The sequence below is a fragment of the Halomonas profundus genome, assembly GCF_020865425.1.
Lineage (GTDB): Bacteria > Pseudomonadota > Gammaproteobacteria > Pseudomonadales > Halomonadaceae > Vreelandella > Vreelandella titanicae.
In genome coordinates this window covers 461002-482171 of sequence record NZ_CP086344.1, presented here as the reverse complement: position 1 = coordinate 482171, position 21170 = coordinate 461002, and the positions used below count along the sequence as shown (strand labels likewise).

The 21170-nt window shown below is 57.0% G+C and carries 24 protein-coding genes; 7 read left to right on the top strand and 17 right to left on the bottom strand.

Annotated elements, in window-relative coordinates; all coding sequences use genetic code 11:
• Positions 1-103 precede the first annotated feature (103 nt).
• From LMS44_RS02310 to radC, 6 genes are all read right to left on the bottom strand, one after another.
• Positions 104-538 carry an acyl-CoA thioesterase gene (locus LMS44_RS02310; RefSeq protein ID WP_009288620.1) on the bottom strand — a complete coding sequence of 145 codons (435 nt, stop codon included), beginning with the start codon at positions 536-538 and terminating at the stop codon, positions 104-106.
• Positions 539-602: 64 nt separating this feature from the next.
• Positions 603-1793, bottom strand: a complete 1191-nt coding sequence (locus tag LMS44_RS02305) for a class I SAM-dependent rRNA methyltransferase (RefSeq protein WP_159175994.1) — start codon at positions 1791-1793, stop codon at positions 603-605.
• Between the two features lie 152 nt (positions 1794-1945).
• Complete coding sequence (gene mutM, locus LMS44_RS02300) at positions 1946-2788, bottom strand: bifunctional DNA-formamidopyrimidine glycosylase/DNA-(apurinic or apyrimidinic site) lyase (RefSeq protein WP_022520203.1); 843 nt, start codon at positions 2786-2788, stop codon at positions 1946-1948.
• A 157-nt stretch (positions 2789-2945) separates the two neighbouring features.
• A complete protein-coding gene (gene rpmG, locus LMS44_RS02295; protein WP_022520204.1) occupies positions 2946-3101 on the bottom strand; it encodes a 50S ribosomal protein L33 in 156 nt (51 codons plus the stop codon).
• Positions 3102-3169: 68 nt separating this feature from the next.
• Positions 3170-3406 (bottom strand): 50S ribosomal protein L28, encoded by a 237-nt coding sequence (rpmB, locus tag LMS44_RS02290; RefSeq protein ID WP_022520205.1) that lies wholly within the window; start codon positions 3404-3406, stop codon positions 3170-3172.
• A gap of 258 nt (positions 3407-3664) precedes the next feature.
• Positions 3665-4339, bottom strand: a complete 675-nt coding sequence (gene radC / locus LMS44_RS02285) for a RadC family protein (RefSeq protein ID WP_009288617.1) — start codon at positions 4337-4339, stop codon at positions 3665-3667.
• A 175-nt stretch (positions 4340-4514) separates the two neighbouring features.
• Between radC and coaBC the strand changes: the two genes are divergently transcribed.
• The 5 genes from coaBC (at position 4515) to slmA (ending at position 9373) form a co-directional block, all read left to right on the top strand.
• A complete protein-coding gene (gene coaBC, locus LMS44_RS02280) occupies positions 4515-5810 on the top strand; it encodes a bifunctional phosphopantothenoylcysteine decarboxylase/phosphopantothenate--cysteine ligase CoaBC (protein ID WP_278370516.1) in 1296 nt (431 codons plus the stop codon).
• Positions 5807-6265 (top strand): dUTP diphosphatase, encoded by a 459-nt coding sequence (dut, locus tag LMS44_RS02275; RefSeq protein ID WP_022520207.1) that lies wholly within the window; start codon positions 5807-5809, stop codon positions 6263-6265. Before coaBC ends, dut begins: the two co-directional genes overlap by 4 nt.
• 61 nt (positions 6266-6326) lie before the next feature.
• On the top strand, positions 6327-7724 hold the full coding sequence (locus tag LMS44_RS02270; RefSeq protein ID WP_159175993.1) for a phosphomannomutase/phosphoglucomutase: 1398 nt from the start codon (positions 6327-6329) through the stop codon (positions 7722-7724).
• A 121-nt stretch (positions 7725-7845) separates the two neighbouring features.
• Positions 7846-8745: an acetylglutamate kinase gene (gene argB, locus LMS44_RS02265; RefSeq protein ID WP_007111740.1), complete on the top strand. Its 900-nt coding sequence runs from the start codon at positions 7846-7848 to the stop codon at positions 8743-8745.
• Positions 8746-8764: 19 nt separating this feature from the next.
• Positions 8765-9373 carry a nucleoid occlusion factor SlmA gene (gene slmA, locus LMS44_RS02260; RefSeq protein WP_022520209.1) on the top strand — a complete coding sequence of 203 codons (609 nt, stop codon included), beginning with the start codon at positions 8765-8767 and terminating at the stop codon, positions 9371-9373.
• Between the two features lie 93 nt (positions 9374-9466).
• Here the strand turns inward: slmA and rpoH are convergent, their stop codons facing one another.
• The 4 genes from rpoH to ftsY form a co-directional block, all read right to left on the bottom strand.
• Entirely contained in the window at positions 9467-10333 is an 867-nt protein-coding gene (gene rpoH, locus LMS44_RS02255; RefSeq protein ID WP_022520210.1) for an RNA polymerase sigma factor RpoH, read from the bottom strand.
• 197 nt (positions 10334-10530) lie between these two features.
• Positions 10531-11580, bottom strand: coding sequence for a permease-like cell division protein FtsX (ftsX, locus tag LMS44_RS02250; RefSeq protein WP_022520211.1), 1050 nt, complete (start codon positions 11578-11580; stop codon positions 10531-10533).
• Positions 11577-12245 (bottom strand): cell division ATP-binding protein FtsE, encoded by a 669-nt coding sequence (gene ftsE / locus LMS44_RS02245; protein ID WP_022520212.1) that lies wholly within the window; start codon positions 12243-12245, stop codon positions 11577-11579. The genes ftsX and ftsE overlap by 4 nt, the downstream gene beginning before the upstream one ends.
• Positions 12242-13597, bottom strand: coding sequence for a signal recognition particle-docking protein FtsY (gene ftsY / locus LMS44_RS02240; protein WP_498946726.1), 1356 nt, complete (start codon positions 13595-13597; stop codon positions 12242-12244). The genes ftsE and ftsY overlap by 4 nt, the downstream gene beginning before the upstream one ends.
• 90 nt (positions 13598-13687) lie before the next feature.
• Between ftsY and rsmD the strand changes: the two genes are divergently transcribed.
• Both rsmD and zapB read left to right on the top strand, forming a co-directional pair.
• The gene (rsmD, locus tag LMS44_RS02235) at positions 13688-14332 is read left to right on the top strand and encodes a 16S rRNA (guanine(966)-N(2))-methyltransferase RsmD (protein ID WP_022520214.1); all 645 of its coding nucleotides are present in this window, start codon (positions 13688-13690) and stop codon (positions 14330-14332) included.
• Positions 14333-14466: 134 nt separating this feature from the next.
• On the top strand, positions 14467-14661 hold the full coding sequence (gene zapB / locus LMS44_RS02230; RefSeq protein WP_022520215.1) for a cell division protein ZapB: 195 nt from the start codon (positions 14467-14469) through the stop codon (positions 14659-14661).
• 24 nt (positions 14662-14685) lie between these two features.
• Here the strand turns inward: zapB and rimI are convergent, their stop codons facing one another.
• From rimI to prfB, 7 genes are all read right to left on the bottom strand, one after another.
• Entirely contained in the window at positions 14686-15135 is a 450-nt protein-coding gene (gene rimI, locus LMS44_RS02225; protein WP_022520216.1) for a ribosomal protein S18-alanine N-acetyltransferase, read from the bottom strand.
• Positions 15125-16063 (bottom strand): hypothetical protein, encoded by a 939-nt coding sequence (locus LMS44_RS02220; protein WP_159175991.1) that lies wholly within the window; start codon positions 16061-16063, stop codon positions 15125-15127. The genes rimI and LMS44_RS02220 overlap by 11 nt, the downstream gene beginning before the upstream one ends.
• Complete coding sequence (locus LMS44_RS02215; protein ID WP_039860389.1) at positions 16060-16368, bottom strand: BolA family protein; 309 nt, start codon at positions 16366-16368, stop codon at positions 16060-16062. The genes LMS44_RS02220 and LMS44_RS02215 overlap by 4 nt, the downstream gene beginning before the upstream one ends.
• A 43-nt stretch (positions 16369-16411) precedes the next feature.
• A complete protein-coding gene (locus LMS44_RS02210) occupies positions 16412-17815 on the bottom strand; it encodes an MFS transporter (RefSeq protein ID WP_022520219.1) in 1404 nt (467 codons plus the stop codon).
• A 238-nt stretch (positions 17816-18053) separates the two neighbouring features.
• The gene (locus LMS44_RS02205; RefSeq protein WP_022520220.1) at positions 18054-18440 is read right to left on the bottom strand and encodes a hypothetical protein; all 387 of its coding nucleotides are present in this window, start codon (positions 18438-18440) and stop codon (positions 18054-18056) included.
• A gap of 84 nt (positions 18441-18524) precedes the next feature.
• Positions 18525-20036: a lysine--tRNA ligase gene (lysS, locus tag LMS44_RS02200; protein ID WP_022520221.1), complete on the bottom strand. Its 1512-nt coding sequence runs from the start codon at positions 20034-20036 to the stop codon at positions 18525-18527.
• A 34-nt stretch (positions 20037-20070) separates the two neighbouring features.
• Positions 20071-21169, bottom strand: a protein-coding gene (gene prfB / locus LMS44_RS02195; protein WP_138800386.1) for a peptide chain release factor 2 whose coding sequence is annotated in 2 segments (ribosomal slippage) — positions 20071-21093 and positions 21095-21169 — 1098 coding nt in all. Because the reading frame shifts where the segments join, the coding sequence is not laid out codon by codon here.
• Position 21170 lies beyond the last annotated feature (1 nt).

Here is a 21170-nt window from a genome sequence, read left to right as displayed (position 1 = left end):
CACCCCAGAAACAAAAAACAAAAAAAACGCCGGTTAAGGCGTTTTTTAGGAGAAAAATCTAGCGATTGCCGGTTCTACACGAAAAAATCCACTTCGTTCTACGTCACTCCACAATAACTGCGCCGCCGTAGATACGCCGATACTCCTCGGGCAGGCGCTTGGGCCGCCCTGTTGAAAGCGCCACGCAGGCAAAGCGTGTACGGGCGTAAAGCAACGTTTTAGCGTCTTTGACTCGCACCAGCTGAAAACGGCGGGTCAAACTAAAGCGCTCGTCACAATCGACAATCCAGGTAGCCAGCTGTAGCTCATCACCTGCAAAGGCAGGCGCCAGGTAATCCAGCTCGTGGCGGTGAACCACCATGGCCCGATCAAGCTCTCGGTAACGCTCAAGAGAGAGGCCGAGCGCGACCGAGTGAGCCCAGCTAATCTGCTCAACCCAGCGCAGGTATTCACTGTTGTTGACGTGCTGATAAGCATCGATCGCCTCATCGGCCACGCGGATATCGATCACAAAAGGATCGGGCAGCGCCCACTCCATCGGCTAACTCCTGTGTACCTTTACTCCCCTACACGCTGACTTCTCTGAACTCTAGCTACCTGAACTAGTCGCGGAACACACGCACACCCAGCGCCTTCAGGTAAGACGTTTCAGGGATAGCCGGATGCACCGGGTGATCAGGCCCTTGGTGGCCTTGGAAAATCACCTGCCCGTGACGATCCTGGTGGCGAACCGCACCACGCACTACGTCCATTAGCCGCTCGGGCGCCAGGTGCATGGAGCAGGACGCAGACAACAGCAGACCATCGCGACCCAGCAGGCGCATGGCCTCGCGGTTCAAGCGGGCGTAGGCACGCTCACCGTTGGGAATGTCCTTGCGCTTTTTGATAAACGCTGGCGGGTCAAGAATGACCACGTCAAACTCCTCGCCCTCTGCCTTCAACGCTGCTAACGCTTCAAATGCATCTCCCTCACTAACCGCTACCTTCTCCTGCACGCCATTCAGCTCGGCGTTGCGCGCCACTTGAGCCAGCGCCGGGCCTGAAGAGTCCAGGCACATCACCTCTCTCGCGCCATGAACAGCCGCCTGCACGCCCCAACCGCCTACGTAGCTGAATACGTCCAGCACGCGCTTACCTTCCACATTGCGATTGATCCACTCGCGATTAACCCGGTGATCAAAGAACCAGCCGGTCTTCTGACCGTTCAGCACCGGCACCACAAAGTGAGCGCCGTTCTCTTCGAGCACCACTTCGTCAGGCAGCGTACCTTTGATGACGTCAACGTGGGCCTCAAGACCTTCCTGACGACGGCCGCCAGTATCGTTACGGAAGACGATCACCTCCGGTTTGATGACTTTTTCCAGCGCGTCGACAATTTCATCCGCCAGCGCCTGCATACCCGCGGTATTGAGCTGCACGACGAGGACATCACCAAAACGATCGATCACCAAACCTGGCAACAGGTCGCCTTCGCCGTGGATCAAGCGGTAGAACGGCTGCGCATAAAGGCGCTGACGCAGTGCCAACGCTTGATTAAAGCGGTGTACAAACAGCGAACGATCCAAGCGCATCTCGGGGTCACGAGACATTATCCGGGCAGCAATTAACGAATGAGGGTTTACATACGCGACGGCCATTACTTTGCCATTGGAGGCTTCTACCAGTGCGGTTTCGCCTGCCGCAAAGTTTTTCAGCGGCGTCTCTTTGATATCCACCTCATTGGAGTAGATCCAAAGATGGCCCGCTTTAAGACGGCGGTCGGCATTTTTATTCAGGCGCAGGCGTTGGGTCACAGCAATCTCCAAAAATTTTGTCTTTAAAACCTTGCCTTAAAAACCTGTGTCTTAAAACCTGGGCTTAAAAACCCGTGTTTTAAAAACTCAGACAAGGCAAAAGATGAGGCAAAGCAATACTTAAATAAAACAGTAGCACTGATAGGTAGCCATTAGCGCTGGCAGCCGGGGCAGAACACACTAGCACGCTGGCCAAGCGTAATGCGCCGAAGCTCAGCGCCACAGCGCAAACAGGGTTGGCCGTGGCGGCCATAAACATTAAGGCGTTGGGCAAAGTAGCCGGGCTCACCCTGGCCACTGACAAAGTCCCGCAGCGTGGTGCCACCTTGGGTAATTGCCGCCGCCAGCACGTCTTTCACGGCCAGGGCCAAGGCGTCATAGCGAGCACGGGAAACTCTCCCCGCCGCACGGCGGGGATCAATGCCGGCCATAAATAGCGCCTCTGCCGCGTAGATATTCCCGGCACCAACAACCACCTGGTTATCCATCAGAAACGGTTTTACTGCCACGCGCTTGTTGCGCGAGAGCGTGTAGAGCCATTTGCCGTTAAACGCATCAGACAGCGGCTCAGGGCCCAAGTGAGCAAGCCGTTTATCCTGCGCTGCGTCTGCGGCCTGCCAATCCACAAAGCCAAACCGACGGGGATCGTGATAGCGCAGCACATAGCCGCTGGCAGTCACCACGTCCACGTGGTCATGCTTTTTAGGCAAATCCCCCACCCGGGCAATCCGCAGACTGCCCGACATACCCAAGTGCCAGAGCAGCGTCGCGCTAGCGTCACCTTCAAGCGCGCCGCCAGCCTGGATAGGAATCTGCAGGTATTTTGCCCGCCGCATCAACCCCCCAATGCGCGCACCTACCAACCGCTCGGCCAGATCATCGGGCACAGGCACACGCAGCCGCGGCTGACGCACCAGCACTTCGGTGACTTCCTGGCCTTCAATATAGGGAGCAATCCCGCGTCGGGTGGTTTCAACTTCAGGAAGTTCGGGCATATTTAGACATCGTACCTGCCTGTAGTGACAGCCTAATGAAGGTGGTTTAGCGAAGCATGCGACACACGAAAGACATGCATGCAAAAACCCGGCTTGAGGCCGGGTTTTTGAACAGGCGCTCGCCTGCAGTGGAAGCCGATCAACATCGCAAAAGCGATTACTTGATCTTCGCTTCCTTGTAGATCACGTGCTTACGAATGACCGGGTCGAATTTCTTGAATTCGAATTTATCCGGAGTGTTCCGCTTGTTCTTATCAGTGGTGTAGAAGTGGCCTGTACCGGCACTGGACACCAACTTGATTTTATCGCGCATGGTTTAACTCTCCCAAAATGCTTGGCCCAAAATACCTGGCCCAAAGGGCTTTGTATAATAAAGCTGGCTTAGATAGCGTCGCCACGCTTACGAATAGCAACCAAAACTGTGTCGATACCTTTCTTGTCGATGATGCGCATTCCTTTAGTGGAAACGCGCAGCTTGACGAAGCGGTTCTCAGACTCAACCCAAAAACGATGGGTGTGCAGGTTCGGCAAGAAACGACGACGTGTCTTACGCTGGGAGTGTGAAACGTTATTTCCAGTTACCGGACGCTTGCCGGTAACCTGACATACTTTGGACATTAGAGCCTCCAACTGCTTGGCCAGGATATAATAACCTGAGTGTTCAAAACTGTCGGGCAAACCGGAGCAGGGAAGGTGTCGACGCCGTTAACCGCCAAGCTTTATCCAAATCCGTTATTCAACCCAAGTTTAAAGGTGGCACTTTATACCAGAGCACCCGACTTACAGCAAGCAAAACCCACAAAAAAGGCTGGAAAAGCACTTTTTTGCTCATTTTACTTAATCAAAACGGCATAGAACAGTGCATTCTTATACTGCTTATAGCCAGCCGCGCTCGGCAAAAGAGATCACTTCTCCATCCCCCACCACGAAATGATCCAGCACGCGCACGTCAAAAAGTACCAGCGCCTCTTTGAGGCGTTCCGTGATACGTCGATCAGCATCGCTTGGCTCTGCCACACCAGAAGGGTGGTTATGCGCCAGGATAACGGCGCCAGCGCTCAGCTCTAATGCGCGCTTGGCAACTTCGCGGGGGTAAACGGATGCGCTGTCTAGGGTACCGCGAAACAGCGATTCATAGCGAATAATTCGGTGCTGAGTATCCAAAAAAAGCACCGCAAACTCCTCATGCCCTAAATGGCGTAGCTGCGAACTCAGGTAGTGGCGCACCAAGGCAGGTGATGTCAGCGCATTGCCCCGCGCCAACTGGCTGGCTAAATGGCGCCGCGACAGCTCAAGCGTCGCCTGGAGCTGAGCGTACTTGGCGCTACCTAACCCACGGGCAGCACAGAAGCTTTCCTGATCGGCCTCTAGCAGTTGGCGCAAACCACCGAAACTGCTGAGTAAATCCCGCGCTAAATCGACCGCCGAACGACCCTGTACGCCAACACGCAAAAAAATTGCCAGCAACTCGGCATCTGAGAGCGCCTGGGCGCCAGTATTTAATAGCTTTTCCCGGGGCCGCTCACCTTCCGGCCAGTGATTAATTCCCATCGCACCTCACCCGCGCTGCCCATCTTTGTCGATCGAAGCCAGCCTCAACACGCATAGCTTTACAGCCATAAGCCTCATTAAACCTAGCTTAACCTTGTTTGTGCTCAATATGCCAAATTGTTGGTGCCAATGGTATGGTAAGCCTCCTTACGAACGCGGATATGGATCACTGACCATGGCCTCTGCTGTTAACTCGACAAGCGCGTCGACGCTCGCCGGCAAACGCGTACTGCTCGGCGTTAGTGCGGGTATCGCTGCCTACAAAAGCGCGTTGCTTGTGCGCCTGCTCAAGCAGGTGGGCTGCGAGGTGCGCGTGGTGATGACCGACGGGGCCCAGGCCTTTATTACCCCGCTCACGCTGCAGGCGCTCTCCGGCGAGCCTGTGCGCACCTCTTTACTCGACCCCGAAGCCGAGGCGGGCATGGGCCATATTGAGCTGGCCCGCTGGGCGGATATAGTGCTGATCGCTCCGGCGACTGCCGACCTTATCGCTCGTTTGGTGCACGGTATGGCCGACGACCTGCTCACTACGCTCTGCCTGGCCTCAGAAGCGCCCAAACTGATTGCCCCGGCGATGAACCAGGCTATGTGGCGCCACCCCGCCACCCAGCGTAACGTAGCGCAGCTTGAGCATGACGGTTGGCAGCTCATAGGCCCCGCCGCCGGTGACCAGGCCTGTGGCGATGTGGGGCCAGGCCGCATGAGCGAGCCTGAAGAGATTTTTAGCGCGGTTACGGCGCTGTTTGCTGCCCCTATCACCACAGCGCCTCACTCACATGCACCCCATATTGTGATCACCGCTGGCCCTACCCGTGAGCCACTGGATCCCGTGCGCTACATCTCCAATCACAGCTCGGGGAAAATGGGCTTTTCCCTGGCCGCAGCCGCGGTAGCTGAAGGGGCCAAGGTGACGCTGATCAGTGGGCCGGTTGACCTACCCACTCCCCAGGGCGTGACGCGAATTGACGTTGAGTCAGCCGAGCAGATGCACGCTGAAGCTCAGCGGCTAGCGCCTCAAGCGGCGCTGTTTATCGGCTGCGCGGCTGTCGCCGACTATCGCGCGGCAGCCTCTGCCGAGCATAAGCTCAAAAAGCAGGATGATAGCGACACACTCACCCTGACCCTGGTTAAAAATCCCGATATCATCGCCGGCGTCGCGGCACTGCCCGCCAAACAGCGCCCGCTGGTGATCGGCTTTGCCGCCGAAACCCAGGAGGTTGAGCGTTACGCACGGGATAAATTACAGCGCAAAGGGCTGGATATGATCGTCGCCAACGACGTCTCCCAGGCTGGCCTGGGCTTTGGCAGCGACCAGAACGCCGCCTGGATACTCTGGCGCACCCCTCAAGGCGTCGAGAGCCGCTCAGAAGTTGCACAGCCGAAGACACAGCTGGCCACCACCATCATCCGTCAAGCGCTCGCCCTACTACCCACAACAGCCGCTACGAAAACATCTGGAGAATCCCCATGAGTGCCCGCCCCCGCCTGCAGTGCAAAGTATTAGATGAGCGTTTGCACGACTACCTCCCTGCCTACGCGACAGCTGGCTCGGCGGGAATGGATCTGCGCGCCCTGCTGGATGAGCCGTTAATATTAGCGCCCGGCGATTGCCAGCTCGTACGCACCGGCATTGCCATCTATATTGAAGATCCGGGTTTGGCAGGCATGATCCTACCGCGCTCCGGTTTGGGGCATAAACATGGCATCGTGCTAGGCAATTTAGTGGGTTTAATCGACTCAGATTACCAGGGCGAACTAATGATTTCGGTCTGGAACCGTGGTCAGAGCTCGTTTACGCTAACCCCCTTCGATCGGCTGGCACAGTACGTGCTTGTGCCTGTGGTACAGGCCGAACTCTCCTTGGTGGACGCGTTTGAAGACTCCTCAAGGGGCGGCGCCGGGTTTGGCAGTACGGGCAGTCAGTAACGAGTGGTCGCGCCTGTTTAGGAACCCTTTTAAGGAAACGTCTATTTAGCTGGGAAGCCCTATGAACGCACAGTCTGTACCCGCTTCGATTTTTCGCGCCTACGATATTCGCGGTATCGTTGACGACACGCTCACTGAAGAGACGGTAGAAATGATCGGGCGTGCTGTCGGCTCTGAGGCCGCCGCGCGGGGCGAATCCAGCGTGGTAGTCGCCCGCGACGGTCGCCTTTCAGGCGCTCGGCTGCAGGCAGCGCTGATGCGTGGCCTGAACGCCGCAGGGCGCGATGTGATCGATATCGGCATGGTGCCCACCCCGGTGCTCTACTTCGCCACTCACATACTGGAAGGCACCCAATCAGGCGTAATGGTCACCGGTAGCCACAATCCGCCTGACTATAACGGCTTTAAAATTGTGCTGAGCGGCGAAACGCTCTCTGGTGATGCGATTACAGCCCTGTTTGAACGTATCCAGTCCGGCAACCTAGACAGTAGCTTAGACAATGCTCAAGGCAGTATCACCCAGCAGGATGTTCGTGAACGCTATTTAACGCGCATTCTAGGCGACGTTAAGATCAACCGACCGATAAAAGCCGTGGTCGACTGCGGCAACGGCGTTGCCGGGGAACTCGGTCCGCAGCTGCTGGCACGGTTAGGTATTGAGACCATCCCGCTGTTTGCGGAAATTGACGGCCATTTCCCCAATCACCACCCTGATCCGGGCAAGCCGGAAAATGTCCAGGATCTGATCCGCAAAGTGCACGAAACCGGGGCCGACATTGGCCTTGCTTTCGATGGTGATGGCGACCGTCTGGGCGTTGTCACACCCACTGGCAAGCTGATTTATCCCGACCACCTGCTGATGGTGTTTGCCACCGATATGCTCGCGCGCCAACCTGGGGCCAAGGTTATTTTCGATATTAAGTGCACTGGCAACTTGGTCAAAGTGATCAGCGAGGCCGGCGGCGAACCGGAAATGTGGCGTACCGGGCACTCGATGATCAAGGCGCGTATGCAGGAAACCGGCGCTCAGCTTGGTGGCGAGATGAGTGGGCATATTTTTTTCCAAGAGCACTGGTATGGTTTTGACGATGGCCTCTACGCCGCCGCTCGGCTGGTAGAGATTCTCGCCAATCAAGCCGACGACGCCGATACTTTTTTTGCCAACTTCCCTCAAGACGTTGCCACACCGGAAATTAATATAGCGGTTAGCGACGATAACAAATTTTCTCTGGTGGATAAGCTTGCTCGCGAGGGCGACTTCGGCGAAGGTATAAAAACAACTTTGGACGGCATTCGCGTTGACTACCAGGATGGCTGGGGGCTGTGCCGCCCCTCGAACACCACGCCTGCACTGGTCATGCGCTTTGAAGGGAAAGACGAGGCCGCGCTAGCACGCATCAAAGCAATTTTTAACGACGCGCTTCGGCGCGTCGCGCCAGACATTGAGCTCCCCCAGTAGACAGATAGCTCTTTAAATAGCTCGGGGCTGGAGGGATCGCGACCACCTAGAAAGCGCGACCCTCATCACTTAATCAGCATAAACGTTAGCAGCATAATAAACGTTCGCAAGGGACAACCTCATGAGTTCAGCCAGTCGCGATCCCCAGGTCGTTGTGGAGGTGCTTTCCGAAGCCCTCCCGTATATTCAGCAGTTCTCCGGCAAAACCGTGGTGGTCAAATATGGCGGTAACGCCATGACCGAAAGCACCCTGATCGACTCCTTTGCCCGCGATATCGTGTTAATGAAGGAAGTCGGCATCAACCCGGTGGTGGTGCATGGCGGCGGGCCGCAGATCGGAGACCTGCTCAAAAAGCTCAACATTGAATCTCGCTTCGTCAACGGCATGCGCGTTACCGACTCACAAACCATGGACGTGGTCGAGATGGTACTGGGCGGCTTGGTCAACAAAAGCATCGTCAACCTGATCAATCAAAGCGGCGGTAAAGCGATTGGCTTGACCGGTAAAGATGGCTCACAAATTCGTGCCCGCCAGCTCAAAGTTGAGCACCAAAGTCCCGAAATGACGGCGCCCGAGATCATCGATATTGGCCATGTGGGCGAAGTGGAGTCGATCTCAACCGAGCTTATCGAGATGCTGGCAGCGCGTGATTTTATTCCGGTGATTGCACCGATTGGCGTCGACGCCGCAGGCCACAGCTACAATATCAACGCTGACCTGGTAGCGGGAAAGATCGCCGAAGCGCTCAATGCAGAAAAGCTGATGCTACTCACCAATGTCGCCGGGTTAATGAATACCGAAGGTGAAGTGCTCACCGGTTTAAGCACCGCTCAGGTGGATGACCTGATCGCCGATGGCACGATTTATGGCGGCATGCTGCCCAAAATCCGCTGCGCGCTGGATGCAGTGAAGGGCGGCGTGAACAGCTCGCACATTATTGATGGCCGTGTCCCCCACGCGGTGTTACTGGAAATTTTCACCAATGCTGGGGTAGGTACTCAAATCAAGGACGCGAGCTAACCGCGACGGAGGCCACATTATGAGCGAAGATCAAAAACCTCGCCGCCGCGAGCAAATTCTCCAAGCCCTGGCATTGATGCTCGAGGAAGATAGCGGCAAGCGCATTACCACAGCCGCCCTCGCCCGCCAGGTAGGAGTTTCAGAAGCGGCGCTCTACCGCCACTTTCCCAGCAAAGCGCGTATGTTTGAGGGGCTGATTGACTTTATCGAAGAGAGTATTTTTGCCCGCATCACGCGTATTTTAGAAGACGTTCCCGACGCCACCTCCCGCTGCGGCACCATACTCGCGCTGCTGCTGGGCTTTGCTGAGAAAAATCCTGGCCTGGCACGAGTGATGGGCGGCGACGTACTCACCGGCGAAACCGCACGGCTACGCCAGCGGGTCAACCAGCTGTTTGAACGCCTGGAAATGCAGCTTAAGCAGATTCTGCGCGAAGCCGAACTGCGTGAAGGCCTACGCCCCACGATTCCTGCCTCTGCCGCTGCCAATTTGTTAGCGGCCCAGGCGGAGGGGCGAATTTCACAGTATGTGCGCAGCGACTTTAAGCGCTTGCCCACCGAACATTGGGAAGATCAGTGGTCGCTGCTATCGGCCCACTTACTGCGCGCCACGGCACAGCCTGCTTAGGCTCGCGTGCTGGCTGCACAAAAAGCCGGCTCCTTTAACGGGAGCCGGTTTTTTTAATGCTGAAAAGCCACAAATTGTGCATTCAGCGTGGTCTTAGGCGACCATTTCCTCACCCATTTTCTGACGCAGCTTTTTCATGGCATTTTTTTCGAGCTGGCGAATACGCTCCGCGCTGACGCCGTAGACGTCGGCCAGATCATGCAGCGTCTCTTTGCTATCGGCTAACCAGCGGCGCTGGAGAATATCCCGCGAGCGCTCATCAAGCCCTTCGAGGGCAAGCTGCAAACGGCGCGTCGAGTCTTCCTCGAAGTTGCTATCTTCCAACTGCGTGGCAGGGTCGGAAGCGGAATCATCCAGGAAGTGCACCGGCGCTTGATAGGTGCTCTCTTCATCATCGCCTGCCGGAGCATCATAGCCTGCATCGTAAGACGACAAGCGCCCTTCCATATCGCGCACGATCTCGGGCTTAACGTCGAGATCTTTGGCGATGGCGTCCACTTCGTCGTTGTTCAACCACGCCAAACGCTTCTTCGCACCGCGCAGGTTAAAGAACAGCTTGCGCTGGGCTTTGGTCGTGGCAATCTTAACGATCCGCCAGTTGCGCAGCACAAATTCGTGAATTTCTGCTTTAATCCAGTGCACGGCAAACGAAACCAGACGAACGCCCTGGTTCGGATCGAAGCGCTTGACGGCTTTCATCAAGCCAACGTTACCTTCTTGAATCAAATCCGCTTGGGGCAACCCATAGCCCGAATAGCTACGCGCGATATGCACCACAAAGCGCAAATGCGACAGTACCAAACGACGAGCGGCTTCCAGATCGCCTTCATCATAGAGGCGATAAGCGAGCTCACGCTCTTCATCGGCCGTTAATACCGAAATTCCATTGACTGCGCGGATGTAACCGCCCAGATCGCCGCCGGGCGAAAGCTGCCCCACCGGTAGAAGACTAGTGCTCATGTGCAGGTGGTCTCCCCTGTAACCCATCGTGGTTGACGTAGCACGTTATCAATAACCTATTACAAAACCGTGATACTAATTCAGTCATACACATTCAGTCATACGAATGTCTGCAATACTGAGACCTTAACGCAAGCATAAAGTTCGCAGGTTAAGCATTACCAGCAGTATCGCATTAGCTGCTTAGAATTCATCAATTATCTTGGCCGAATACTCGAAAGGTGACGAGTCACCGCCAACCAGGCACCCAACCAACCTAGTAGTGTACTGCAAGATAGCAGAATTGTAGAGCCTGTCACGTCGAGTTGAGGTAAAGAAAAACTCGCCCCGTAACTTGCCGCCAGAGCGGATACCGGCAGGGAAAGCCAGTGATTGCCCAGACCTAACAAACCCAGTGCCAACAGCCCACCGCCTAAGCCATACCAAGCACCGCTGTATAGGAAAGGCCGTCGCACAAAGGCATGCGTGGCGCCAATGAGCATCACGACTTCAATTTCCCGGCGACGACTCTCCACCGAGAGACGAATGGTATTACCGACCACCAGCAGCACGCCTAAACCAAACAGCACCCCTAGCGCCAGCGCTACACGGCGACCTAGCTCGGCTAAGTTTCTCAGCCGCTCTACCCAGGCCAGGTCAAGACGCACCTCATCCACCCCAGCGAGCGCTTCAAGACGGGCGGCCAACTGCTGCATGGCAACTGGATCAACGCTTTCTGGGCGTACCACCATACTGATAGGCAGCGGGTTACTCTCCAGCCCTGCCAAGGCATCATCGAGCCCCAGCGACTGCTGGAACTCCGCCATACCCTGCTCGGCGCTGATCAGCTGGGTTTCGAGCACGCCCGGTTCCGCGTTGACCGCCTCCTCGATACGCAGCGACTGGGCATCATCAGCACTCAACTCCAGGTAGACCGTTAGGGTGGCGCTCTCATCAAGCTCTGCATCCAGCAGGCGGGCACTATCCAGGGTTAGCCACAGCGCCGCAGGCAGTACCAGTGCAATAGCGATCGCCAGCATGGTCAGGAGATTACCCAGCGGATAGCGTATCAAGCGCTGAAAGCTATCCCACCCCATACTGCGGTGATGGCGCCCCCATGCCCGCAGGCGGCTGGAAAAGCGCGTTTGCTGCGACCTGGCGCCCCGCTGTGGCGCTTGGGCTTTCTCAACCGCTGGTTTAACAGCGGCTTTGCGCGGCGTTTTTAATGCTGCTCCCTGACGACGCTTGGGTGTCGCGGATGACCTCATACCGCCCCCTCATCGGCTACCAACCTGCCGTCGCTTAAGCGCAGGATGCGGTGGCGCAGTCGGGCAATTAGGGCCAAATCGTGACTGGCGATCATCACGGTGGTACCAATCCGATTAAAGTCCTCAAATAGCGCCATGATATCCGCCGAAAGCTGGGGATCCAGATTTCCCGTCGGTTCATCGGCAAGCAGTAGCGCGGGCTTATTAACCACCGCCCGGGCAATGCCGACCCGCTGCTGCTCGCCGCCGGAGAGCTCTATGGGCAACGCCTTTTCACGATGCAGCAGCCCCACTTTATCTAACGCGGCACGCACACGGCGGGCGGCTTCCCGAGGTTCAACCCCTTGAATCTCCAGCGGTAGAGAAACATTGTGAAAAATGCTGCGATCAAAGAGCAGCTGATGATCCTGGAAAACCACGCCAATTTGGCGCCGATAGAACGGCACTTGGCTGGCATGCAGCTGGGCAATGTCGTGCCCCGCTACGACGACGCGCCCACGGCTAGGTTTCTCAAGGCGCATGATTAAGCGTAGTAGCGAGCTTTTCCCCGCCCCGGAGTGACCGGTAAGAAACACCATTTCGCCCCGGGCAACCCGAAAGTTAAGATGTGCCAGCGCTTCAAAGCGTCCACCGTAGCGTTTTCCCACATGCTCAAAGGCGATCATGCGCTGGCATCGTCCCCTTGGCGGTCAAATAGCGCTTGGACAAAATCATTGGCCTCGAAGGGGCGCAGATCGTCGATACCCTCCCCCACACCAATAAAACGAATCGGCGTTTCCAGCTGTTTAGCCAGCGCGAAAATAATCCCGCCTTTGGCGGTGCCGTCCAGTTTGGTTAGCGTGATCCCGCTGACCGGCACGGCGTCGTTAAAGGTGCTGGCCTGGGAAATCGCGTTTTGCCCGGTGCCCGCATCCAGCACCAGCATCACTTCATGAGGCGCGGTGTCATCTAGCTTCTGCATCACCCGGTGGACTTTTTTCAGCTCTTCCATCAGGTGGCTTTTGTTATGTAGCCGTCCGGCGGTATCGGCGATCAGTACATCAACACCTCGCGCAGTGGCGGCCGCTACCGCGTCATAAATCACCGAGGCGCTGTCCGCGCCGGTGTGTTGGGCGATGACCGGCACCTTGTTGCGCTCGCCCCAGACTTTGAGCTGTTCGACAGCGGCGGCACGGAAAGTGTCACCGGCCGCCAACATAACGCTTTTGCCTTCGCGCTGAAAACGCTGGGTGAGCTTACCAATGGTGGTGGTTTTACCCACGCCATTAACACCCACCACTAAAATAACAAACGGCCCCTTGCCCGCCTTTTCCAGTACAAGCGGTTTGGCGACCGGCGCCAGCATGGCGGACAACTCTTCTTGCAGGCCACGGTAGAGGGCTTCTGGGTTGTTCAACTCTTTGCGCGAGACCCGCGCTTCCAGGCGACCAATAATCTCGGTCGTCGCATCAATGCCCACATCGGCCATTAACAGCTGCGTTTCCAGATCTTCCAGCAGTTCGTCATCAATCTGTTTTTTACCTAAAAACAGATCGGCGATGCCATCGGTTAAATTGGCACGGGTTTTCCCCAGGCCTGACTTGATACGCGCAAACCAGCCTTTCTGGTCGCTTTTGTCAGCCACCGGTTTCTCTTGCAAGGCGGGCGCGGGCGTCAGCTCTGGCTCTGGCTCTGGCTCTGGCTCTGGCTCTGGCTCTGGCTCTGGCTCTGGCTCTGGCTCTGGCTCTGGCTCTGGCTCTGGCTCTGGCTCTGGCTCTGGCTCTGGCTCTGGCTCTGGCTCTGGCTCTGGCTCTGGCTCTGGCTCTGGCTCTGGCTCTGGCTCTGGCTCTGGCTCTGGCAAAGTTTCCGGCGCTTCTGAGGTCTCTTCAACAACGTCAGTGGAAGTCTCGGGCGTTGCAATGTCCATCTCATCGGCTTGCTCTTGAGGCTGCTCCTTTAACTGCTCCTCCTGCGCCTGCTTGTCTTGAGGCGCCTGTTGCGGATCTTGCTTATTCTTGCGTTTAAAAAAACCAAACATGAGTGTTACCCGACATAAATAGTGGACATTAAGGTTATGCTAACACCGTAACCCAAGACTTTGGATAAACAGCCCGCTACAATCCGCTTTATGACACGACAACGCCCCCCTCGATCCTCTACATCCCGCCGCACACCTGCTCAGCGGGGTGGTCAACAACTTGGCAAACCCGTTGGTAAGCCACTTGGTAAGTTACGCATCATCGGCGGTGAGTTCCGCCGCCGTCAGTTGCCGGTGCTGGATAGCCCAGGCTTGCGTCCAACCCCAGACCGCGTGCGTGAAACGCTGTTCAATTGGCTCGGCCAACAGCTTTACGGCCAGCAGGTACTCGACCTGTTCGCAGGTACCGGTGCGCTAGGCATTGAAGCGGTGTCTCGCGGCGCCTCCTGGGTCGATTTTGTCGAGCGCGACCCGCGGGTAGCGGCGCAGCTGTCGACCAATCTGGCATCGCTCAATATTACCGCAAGCGCGGTGCATGTTAACGATGTTCAGACTTATCTGACGCGCCCAGCCAAGCCCTATACGCTGGTCTTTCTTGACCCGCCTTTCCATCAGCAGTTGGCCGCGCCCTGCTGTTCGACATTGGAAACTAGTGGCTGGCTGGATAACGAGGCAATGATTTACCTGGAAACCGAGACATCGCTGGCTCCCAAGGTGCCCGCCAACTGGCTATTGCACCGCGAAACCCAGGCGGGCGAAAGCACTGCGCGGCTCTATCAACGTCAAGCACCGTAAACAGCGCTTGCCGCCACGCGGCGGTGGCGTTACGCTCGCCTCATTCGTCCCTACTGACAAGCTTTGTGCTTGTTTATTTGGGTGCCTTTTTATGACCTATTTTGGGTTTTCGTTTTTACGCTAGGGAGAGATACATGAGTCTGGAGCTATTTAATCAACTTGAGCAGAAAGTCACCGACACTGTTGATGCACTGGAGATGATGAAACTGGAAAATGAAGAGCTGCGCGGCGAAAACGCCAAGCTGAAAGAGGAGCGCGAAGAGTGGGAGCGTCGCCTCAACAGCCTGCTCAGCAAGTTCGACAGCCTCGAAACCTCCAGCACGCCTTAGGCTCAGGATAAGTGCGCTGCTGCCCTAAAGCACCAGGGACATCAGCAGCGCATCCTCACGCCCGGCGGCGGCTTGCGACGATAGCGGTGGGTAGTAGCCTTTGCGCCGTCCGTCTTCGCTAAACCCGCAGCGCTGGTAGAGCCGGATAGCGCTAAGATTACTCACCCGCACCTCTAGCAGCAGCCGCTCGCTCAGCCAGCCGCGTGCGGTGGACAGCACGACCTCCATCAACGCCCGACCTGCTCCACTGCGTCGCTGCTCTGGGTGTACTCCAATGGCTTGTAGTTCCGCCTCAAACGGCAGTCGCGCCACAATGGCGTACCCTAACAACTGCTCATCCTGCCACCAGCCCAGTACACAGGTATCCTGGCTGCCCAACGCTGCCAGCATTTGCGTCTCAGAAGTACCGCTCTGCGCCCGGTACTCAAGCGCAATCAGTAGGGCTAGGTGCTCAACGTTGAGTTCAGTGATCATCCGTTGCCTGCTGAGCACTTTCTAACTGAGTGCCCACTGCCTGAGCGCCAGTCGCCTTATCGGCTTCCCACTGCTGGCCTAACGCCTGCAGCGCTGGCCAGAGGTCGCGCTTACTATGGCTACCGTCGAGGAGCGCCCCAAGTGAGGGGCCCTGCCATAAGGGCAGCGAAAGCGTTTGGCTGTGACCTTCAGCCACGTTCAGTATGCGCTCCAGCGGCGCTTGTTCAGCTCCAGATTCGGTATCAGGCTCGGCTTCCAACTCACCCCACCAGAGTAATCGCTCTAACCGCCACCCCTGTCGGCTCGCGCTTCCAGCGATAAACGCCGCCAAGCCCTCGCGGGCTTCGTCCAGGGGATCCTCCACCGCAAAGGCGTTGGCCATTTGCGGCCAGGTGAAGTGGCTCACTTCCGGCAACGCTCCACGCTGAATGCCCGCGGCCTGTAACAGGTTGGCCAGTAGCTGCTGCTCAAGCGGACTCATTTCCCCCGCCTGCAGCACCATCCAGCGGCCCTCAAGACAAACGCAGGAGAGCGCGAACTTAAGCGGTTTGGCTGGCACGGTTTCCGCGCTGGAAGTCGCCGTCTCCGGGTTGGCAATCGCCGGCTTATTTTGGCCCGACTTGTCCGCACGCTGCTTGTCTTGACCCAGCAGTGCCCGCACCGCCGAGGGTGAGGCAATGGCTTCGCCTGAGGCCTGGGGGTCGGAAGATTGAAGTTCGGACGGTTGAGGTTTGGACGTTTGCCGCTTGGGCGCAGGGGCGTCGTCCAGCAATGCCTGTAGCCGCTCCCGAGGTGGCGTAGGGGCAGGCGTCGAATCCTCCCACTCGCAGGCCTCGGTGGGCAGCGCATTAGGCAACTGGTACTTCGCGGCCCAGGCGGTAATACCCATGGCGTCCAGGTAGTGGCGCCGAGTAACTTCTTGATTCACTTCCCGCCGCCGCGACAGTTGGGTGAGCTCGGGCGTTCACCGCCGCGTGCCTGCCACTCGCTGGGGGTATAAAGATGCAGCGCTAAGGCGTGCACCGGTCCGGAAAGCTCATCGGCCAACAGCGCATAAATTTGCTGGTGACGCTTCACCGGCATCATGCCGTCGAAGGAGTCACTCACTAGCGTCACTTTGAAGTGGGTTTCAGAGTTCGCGGGCACGTTGTGCATGTGGCTTTCGTTTTCAACCTGCAGCACGTCCGGCGCAAGTGCCGTTAACTTCTGCTCAATCTGTGTCTGCAGCGTCATAAGGTTCTCCTTGAGAGATCACAAACCATTTTATTGTACGCGCTTACTGGCCCGCAGACGATGCCCGTCGAGCGTGTAACGCACGCCTTGCCAGCGGCATACGCGCCACGCTTGCCAAGAGCGCCAGCAGCGTGGTCGCCGCCCCCAGCCAGAGCGTTACCTGTACCGGCCAGCCTAGCGCCAATGCAGCACCGACTAAGGCCACGCCAAACGACTGCCCGACGGTACGCGTGGTGCTCATGACGCCAGAGACGTTGGAACTGCGCTCCGGTGGCAGACTACCCATCATTTCGCGATTGTTGGGTGGCTGGAACAGGCCAAAACCAATACCGCATAGCGCAGTGCGCCATAGACTTCCCGCCACGCCGGTCGACTCATCGACCAGCGCCAGCGCAATCAGGCCAATGATAAGTAGGCCAAGCCCCGCGCTGGAGAGAATACTGGGATTAATACGGTCGGCTAAGCGCCCCGCTACAGGGCCAACGAACATGATGGCCAGTGGCCAAGGAGTGAACAGCCAAGCGGTTTCCAGTGGCGAAAAACCCATCTGCTCCTGGTAGAAAAACGACAGCGCTACAAACGTAAGGCCCTGACCTATAAAGGCAAGCCCAGAGGCCGATACCGCCAGTGTAAAGCGCAGCTCGGCAAACACGCTAAGCGGCAACAGTGGATACGGCGCACGACGCTGACGCGCAATAAACCCAGCACAGGCCAATACTGCCAACAGTACCCAGCCGCCGCTTTGCCAAATCGGCGCGGCGTGGCTCACGGCGTCCATGGCAATAAAGAAGCTGGCCAGCATAACGATCGAGAGTAGCGCCCCAGCCACATCAAAACTGCCTTTGCGTGGCTCTTCTCGGGGCAACGCACGCTTGGCGAGCCACAACGAGCAGAGACCCAGCGGCACATTCAGCGCAAACAGCCAGGGCCAGTCGGCAAAGGACAGAATTACCCCACTCAGCGTGGGCCCTGCCGCGTAGCCACCGGCCACCACCAAGGCACTCAAGCCAAGGGCACTGCCTAATAGGCGTGAGGGGAAAATGGCTCGATAGAGCGATGGTCCAATCGATAGTGTGGCCGCAGCACCTAGCCCCTGAAAGGCACGAAACACCAGCAACGTTTCTAAATTGCGTGATAGTGCTGCCCCTAGCGCGGCAGCGACAAAGGTGGCCAGTCCAAACAGGTAGAGCCTGCGACGTGTGATCAATTCACTAATGCCCGCAAACACGAGCAAAAAAGCCGCACAAACAACCTGAAACAGGTTGGTAATCCATACCGCTCGGGATGCCGACACATTCAAGTCGGCGGCAATAGTGGGCAGCGCCAGGTTGATCATGGTGGTATCGACCACCGCCATCAAGGTACCGGTCACCAGCGCTAGCACAGCAAGGGCGCGTTCAGGCCCAGGCAGGCCATCGTCGCCGGGGCGGGTTTCAAACAGTCGCATGCAAGCGTTCCTAGGCAGGAGAGATCTTAAACGAAACGGCCAACGCGAAACGATTAAAGACACTGCGTCTAAAGACACAGCGTTAAAAACGATGAAACCGGCCTAAGCCGGTTTCGAAGTGCGCTATTTAACAGTGTGGCATTTCACAGTGCACTAGCGGGCTGTTACCAGCCAAACGCGCAGGCAAACACTGGGCTTACGTAGTACTAGGCTTGCCTAAATACTAGCACGCTAACGGCTAGTCCTGCTCACTATCGAGCAGTAACGCATCATCGACTTCTGAGATTTCCAGCGCCGTTTCGTCGTCTAGATCAATGGCCAGGTAGCTGTGCTCGACGCGCACAAACTCCTGGAACAATGCCCAGTCGAGTTTATCCGGCCACTGCCGTTCGTCCTCTTCCCAAGCGCGCAGCTCAGTCTCGAGAATTTCCACGTAGCGGTCGCGCACAAAAGTTTCCAGCGCTTCCGGGGTATCCATCTCTGGAATCAGGTAAATGGTACTTTCACGTTCGACGTCGTCCAGGGTCAGGTCGTCGTCTCCCATGGTGGGTTCCAGCGCGTTGATCCAGTCCACAAAGGGCTGGGTCGGCCTGACGCTCAGTGCGGAGCGGTTAAGCAGTTTCATGGGATTCTCCTCGCCGTCGAAACGTTGACCATTATGGGCGCTATAACGCGCCCTTACCAACTTTTCATCCGTTATCGTAGCGTGTTAGTCCACTTCAGGGCGCATCGCCGGGAACAGCAACACATCGCGAATCGATGCGCTGTCGGTGAACAGCATCACCAAGCGGTCAATACCGATGCCTTCGCCCGCGGTGGGCGGCATGCCGTACTCCAAAGCACGCACGTAATCTGCATCGTAGTACATTGCTTCCAGGTCACCGGCATCTTTTTCCGCGGACTGGGCACGGAAGCGCTCCGCCTGATCTTCTGCGTCGTTAAGCTCCGAGAAACCATTGGCGATTTCGCGACCACCGACAAAGAACTCAAAGCGGTCAGTAACGAAGGGATTGGCGTCATTACGCCGGGCAAGCGGACTCACTTCAGCCGGGTATTCGGTGATAAAGGTCGGCTGGTCGAGCTTATGCTCGGCAACCTCTTCGAATATCTCCGTTTGCACCTTGCCCAGGCCCCAGCTCTCTTTGACCTTGATGCCCAGTTTCTCGGCGGTTGCCCGCGCCGCTTCCAGCGAATCCAAATCGCTGTCGGCAATGCCGTCTCCATGATCAAGAATCGCCTGACGTAGCGTTAAGCGGGCAAAAGGTTTGCCGAAATCGTAGCTCGCGCCCTGATACTCAATCACTGAGTTACCGAGCACTTCTTCAGCGGCGGTGCGCAGCATCGCTTCGGTCATATCCAGCAGGTCGCGGTAATCCGCATAGGCCCAGTAGAACTCCACCATGGTGAACTCTGGGTTGTGGCGCGTTGATAACCCTTCGTTGCGGAAGTTGCGGTTAATCTCGAACACTTTCTCAAAACCGCCCACCACCAGACGCTTGAGGTAAAGCTCTGGCGCAATACGCAGATACATGTCGATATCCAGCGCATTGTGGTGGGTAATGAACGGCCGAGCCGCCGCTCCGCCGGGGATCGGCTGGAGCATCGGTGTCTCTACTTCCATAAAACCACGCGCTTCAAAGAAGCGGCGCATGGAGCTGATGACCGCTGCGCGGGTTTCAAACACCTTGCGCGACTGCGGATTCATGATCAGATCCACATAGCGCTGGCGATAGCGGGCTTCCATATCGGTGAGGCCGTGAAACTTGTCCGGCAGCGGGCGCAGGCTCTTGGTGAGCAGCTGCGCCTCTTTCATCATCACGTACAGATCGCCCTTGCCGGATTTATGCACCGGCCCGTGGGCAGCGACGATGTCACCGATATCCCAGCTTTTAACGTCTTCCAGCACGTCGGCGGGCAGGCCCTTTTTATCCACGTAGAGCTGGATTTGCCCGGCCACATCTTGAATGACGATGAAGGGGCCACGTTGACGCATCACACGACCCGCCACAGCGGCGTGGTGATCCAGCGCTTCAAGCTCGGCCTTGTCTTTATCGCCGAAGGCATTTTGCAGCTCGACGGTTAGGCTGTCGCGGCGAAAATCATTGGGAAACGCACTCTTTCCCTGCTCAGCGGCGCGCTCACGGCGAGCAGTCAACTTGGCACGGCGCTCGGCGATCAGGTGGTTTTCGTTGTCTGCAGGAGACGCGTCTTGGTTAGCCATGGGGCACCCTGTTCATGTTCAAACGCTAAAAAAATTACAAACCTTGCTTCAAGCTGGCGACGATAAATTGATCAATATCCCCGTCGAGCACTTTATCGCAGTTGCTGGACTGCACGCTGGTGCGCAAATCCTTGATGCGCTGATCATCCAGCACGTAAGAGCGAATCTGGCTTCCCCAGCCGATGTCAGCCTTGGAGTCCTCGGCCTCCTGCTTGGCGGCGTTGCGCTTTTGCATCTCGTGTTCCCACAACCGCGCTTTCAACTGCTTCATGGCAAAATCGCGGTTGGCGTGCTGGCTGCGTTGCCCCTGGCAGGCCACCACGATACCGGTCGGCTCGTGGGTAATCCGCACGGCCGAATCGGTGGTGTTTACGTGCTGACCGCCCGCGCCGCTGGAGCGGTAGGTATCGACGCGCAAGTCCGAGGGATTAATCTCTACCTCGAAACTGTCGTCAATTTCCGGGGACAGGAATACCGAGGCAAACGAAGTATGCCGACGACCACCGGAATCAAACGGGCTTTTACGCACTAGGCGGTGCACGCCGGTTTCAGTACGCAGCCAGCCGAAAGCGTAATCGCCTTGGATATGCACTGTGGCCGACTTAATGCCCGCCACTTCGCCAGCAGAGATTTCGGTGATATCGGCTTTGAAGCCGTGACTCTCCGCCCAGCGCAGATACATGCGCAGTAAAATATTGGCCCAATCCTGAGCTTCGGTGCCACCAGAGCCGGACTGAATTTCCAGGTAGGCGTTGTTCTGATCCATTTCACCGGAGAACATGCGCCGAAACTCAAGCTTTTCTAACGCCGCCTGCATGCTGTCCAGCTCTTTGCACACTTCTTCGACGGTGCCTTCATCCTCTTCCATTTCTGCAAGCTCTAGCAGATCCCGGCTATCGCCAAGGCCCTGCTCAAGTTCATCAATGGTGGCCACTATGGCTTCGAGGGAGGCGCGCTCTTTGCCTAACTTCTGCGCGTAGTCTGGATCGTTCCAGACATTGGGGTCTTCCAGTTCGCGGGTGACCTCTTCTAGCCGATCTTTCTTCTCGGCATAGTCAAAGATACCCCCTAAGAACGTCTGTCCGCTCAGACAGGTCCTTGAGCTGGTTGTGAATCGGATTGGTTTCCAACATG

What these genes read in the sequence shown, in the direction of transcription:
- radC (WP_009288617.1), bottom strand. Translation starts at nt 4,339, where the DNA reads ATGGGAATTAATCACTGGCCGGAAGGTGAGCGGCCCCGGGAAAAGCTA.
- LMS44_RS02270 (WP_159175993.1), top strand. Translation starts at nt 6,327, where the DNA reads ATGAACGCACAGTCTGTACCCGCTTCGATTTTTCGCGCCTACGATATT.
- rsmD (WP_022520214.1), top strand. Translation starts at nt 13,688, where the DNA reads ATGACACGACAACGCCCCCCTCGATCCTCTACATCCCGCCGCACACCT.
- ftsY (WP_498946726.1), bottom strand. Translation starts at nt 13,597, where the DNA reads ATGTTTGGTTTTTTTAAACGCAAGAATAAGCAAGATCCGCAACAGGCG.
- LMS44_RS02310 (WP_009288620.1), bottom strand. Translation starts at nt 538, where the DNA reads ATGGAGTGGGCGCTGCCCGATCCTTTTGTGATCGATATCCGCGTGGCC.
- argB (WP_007111740.1), top strand. Translation starts at nt 7,846, where the DNA reads ATGAGTTCAGCCAGTCGCGATCCCCAGGTCGTTGTGGAGGTGCTTTCC.
- rpoH (WP_022520210.1), bottom strand. Translation starts at nt 10,333, where the DNA reads ATGAGCACTAGTCTTCTACCGGTGGGGCAGCTTTCGCCCGGCGGCGAT.
- dut (WP_022520207.1), top strand. Translation starts at nt 5,807, where the DNA reads ATGAGTGCCCGCCCCCGCCTGCAGTGCAAAGTATTAGATGAGCGTTTG.
- rpmB (WP_022520205.1), bottom strand. Translation starts at nt 3,406, where the DNA reads ATGTCCAAAGTATGTCAGGTTACCGGCAAGCGTCCGGTAACTGGAAAT.
- zapB (WP_022520215.1), top strand. Translation starts at nt 14,467, where the DNA reads ATGAGTCTGGAGCTATTTAATCAACTTGAGCAGAAAGTCACCGACACT.
- lysS (WP_022520221.1), bottom strand. Translation starts at nt 20,036, where the DNA reads ATGGCTAACCAAGACGCGTCTCCTGCAGACAACGAAAACCACCTGATC.
- rimI (WP_022520216.1), bottom strand. Translation starts at nt 15,135, where the DNA reads ATGATCACTGAACTCAACGTTGAGCACCTAGCCCTACTGATTGCGCTT.
- slmA (WP_022520209.1), top strand. Translation starts at nt 8,765, where the DNA reads ATGAGCGAAGATCAAAAACCTCGCCGCCGCGAGCAAATTCTCCAAGCC.
- LMS44_RS02205 (WP_022520220.1), bottom strand. Translation starts at nt 18,440, where the DNA reads ATGAAACTGCTTAACCGCTCCGCACTGAGCGTCAGGCCGACCCAGCCC.
- LMS44_RS02215 (WP_039860389.1), bottom strand. Translation starts at nt 16,368, where the DNA reads ATGACGCTGCAGACACAGATTGAGCAGAAGTTAACGGCACTTGCGCCG.
- rpmG (WP_022520204.1), bottom strand. Translation starts at nt 3,101, where the DNA reads ATGCGCGATAAAATCAAGTTGGTGTCCAGTGCCGGTACAGGCCACTTC.
- ftsX (WP_022520211.1), bottom strand. Translation starts at nt 11,580, where the DNA reads ATGAGGTCATCCGCGACACCCAAGCGTCGTCAGGGAGCAGCATTAAAA.
- coaBC (WP_278370516.1), top strand. Translation starts at nt 4,515, where the DNA reads ATGGCCTCTGCTGTTAACTCGACAAGCGCGTCGACGCTCGCCGGCAAA.
- LMS44_RS02210 (WP_022520219.1), bottom strand. Translation starts at nt 17,815, where the DNA reads ATGCGACTGTTTGAAACCCGCCCCGGCGACGATGGCCTGCCTGGGCCT.
- mutM (WP_022520203.1), bottom strand. Translation starts at nt 2,788, where the DNA reads ATGCCCGAACTTCCTGAAGTTGAAACCACCCGACGCGGGATTGCTCCC.
- ftsE (WP_022520212.1), bottom strand. Translation starts at nt 12,245, where the DNA reads ATGATCGCCTTTGAGCATGTGGGAAAACGCTACGGTGGACGCTTTGAA.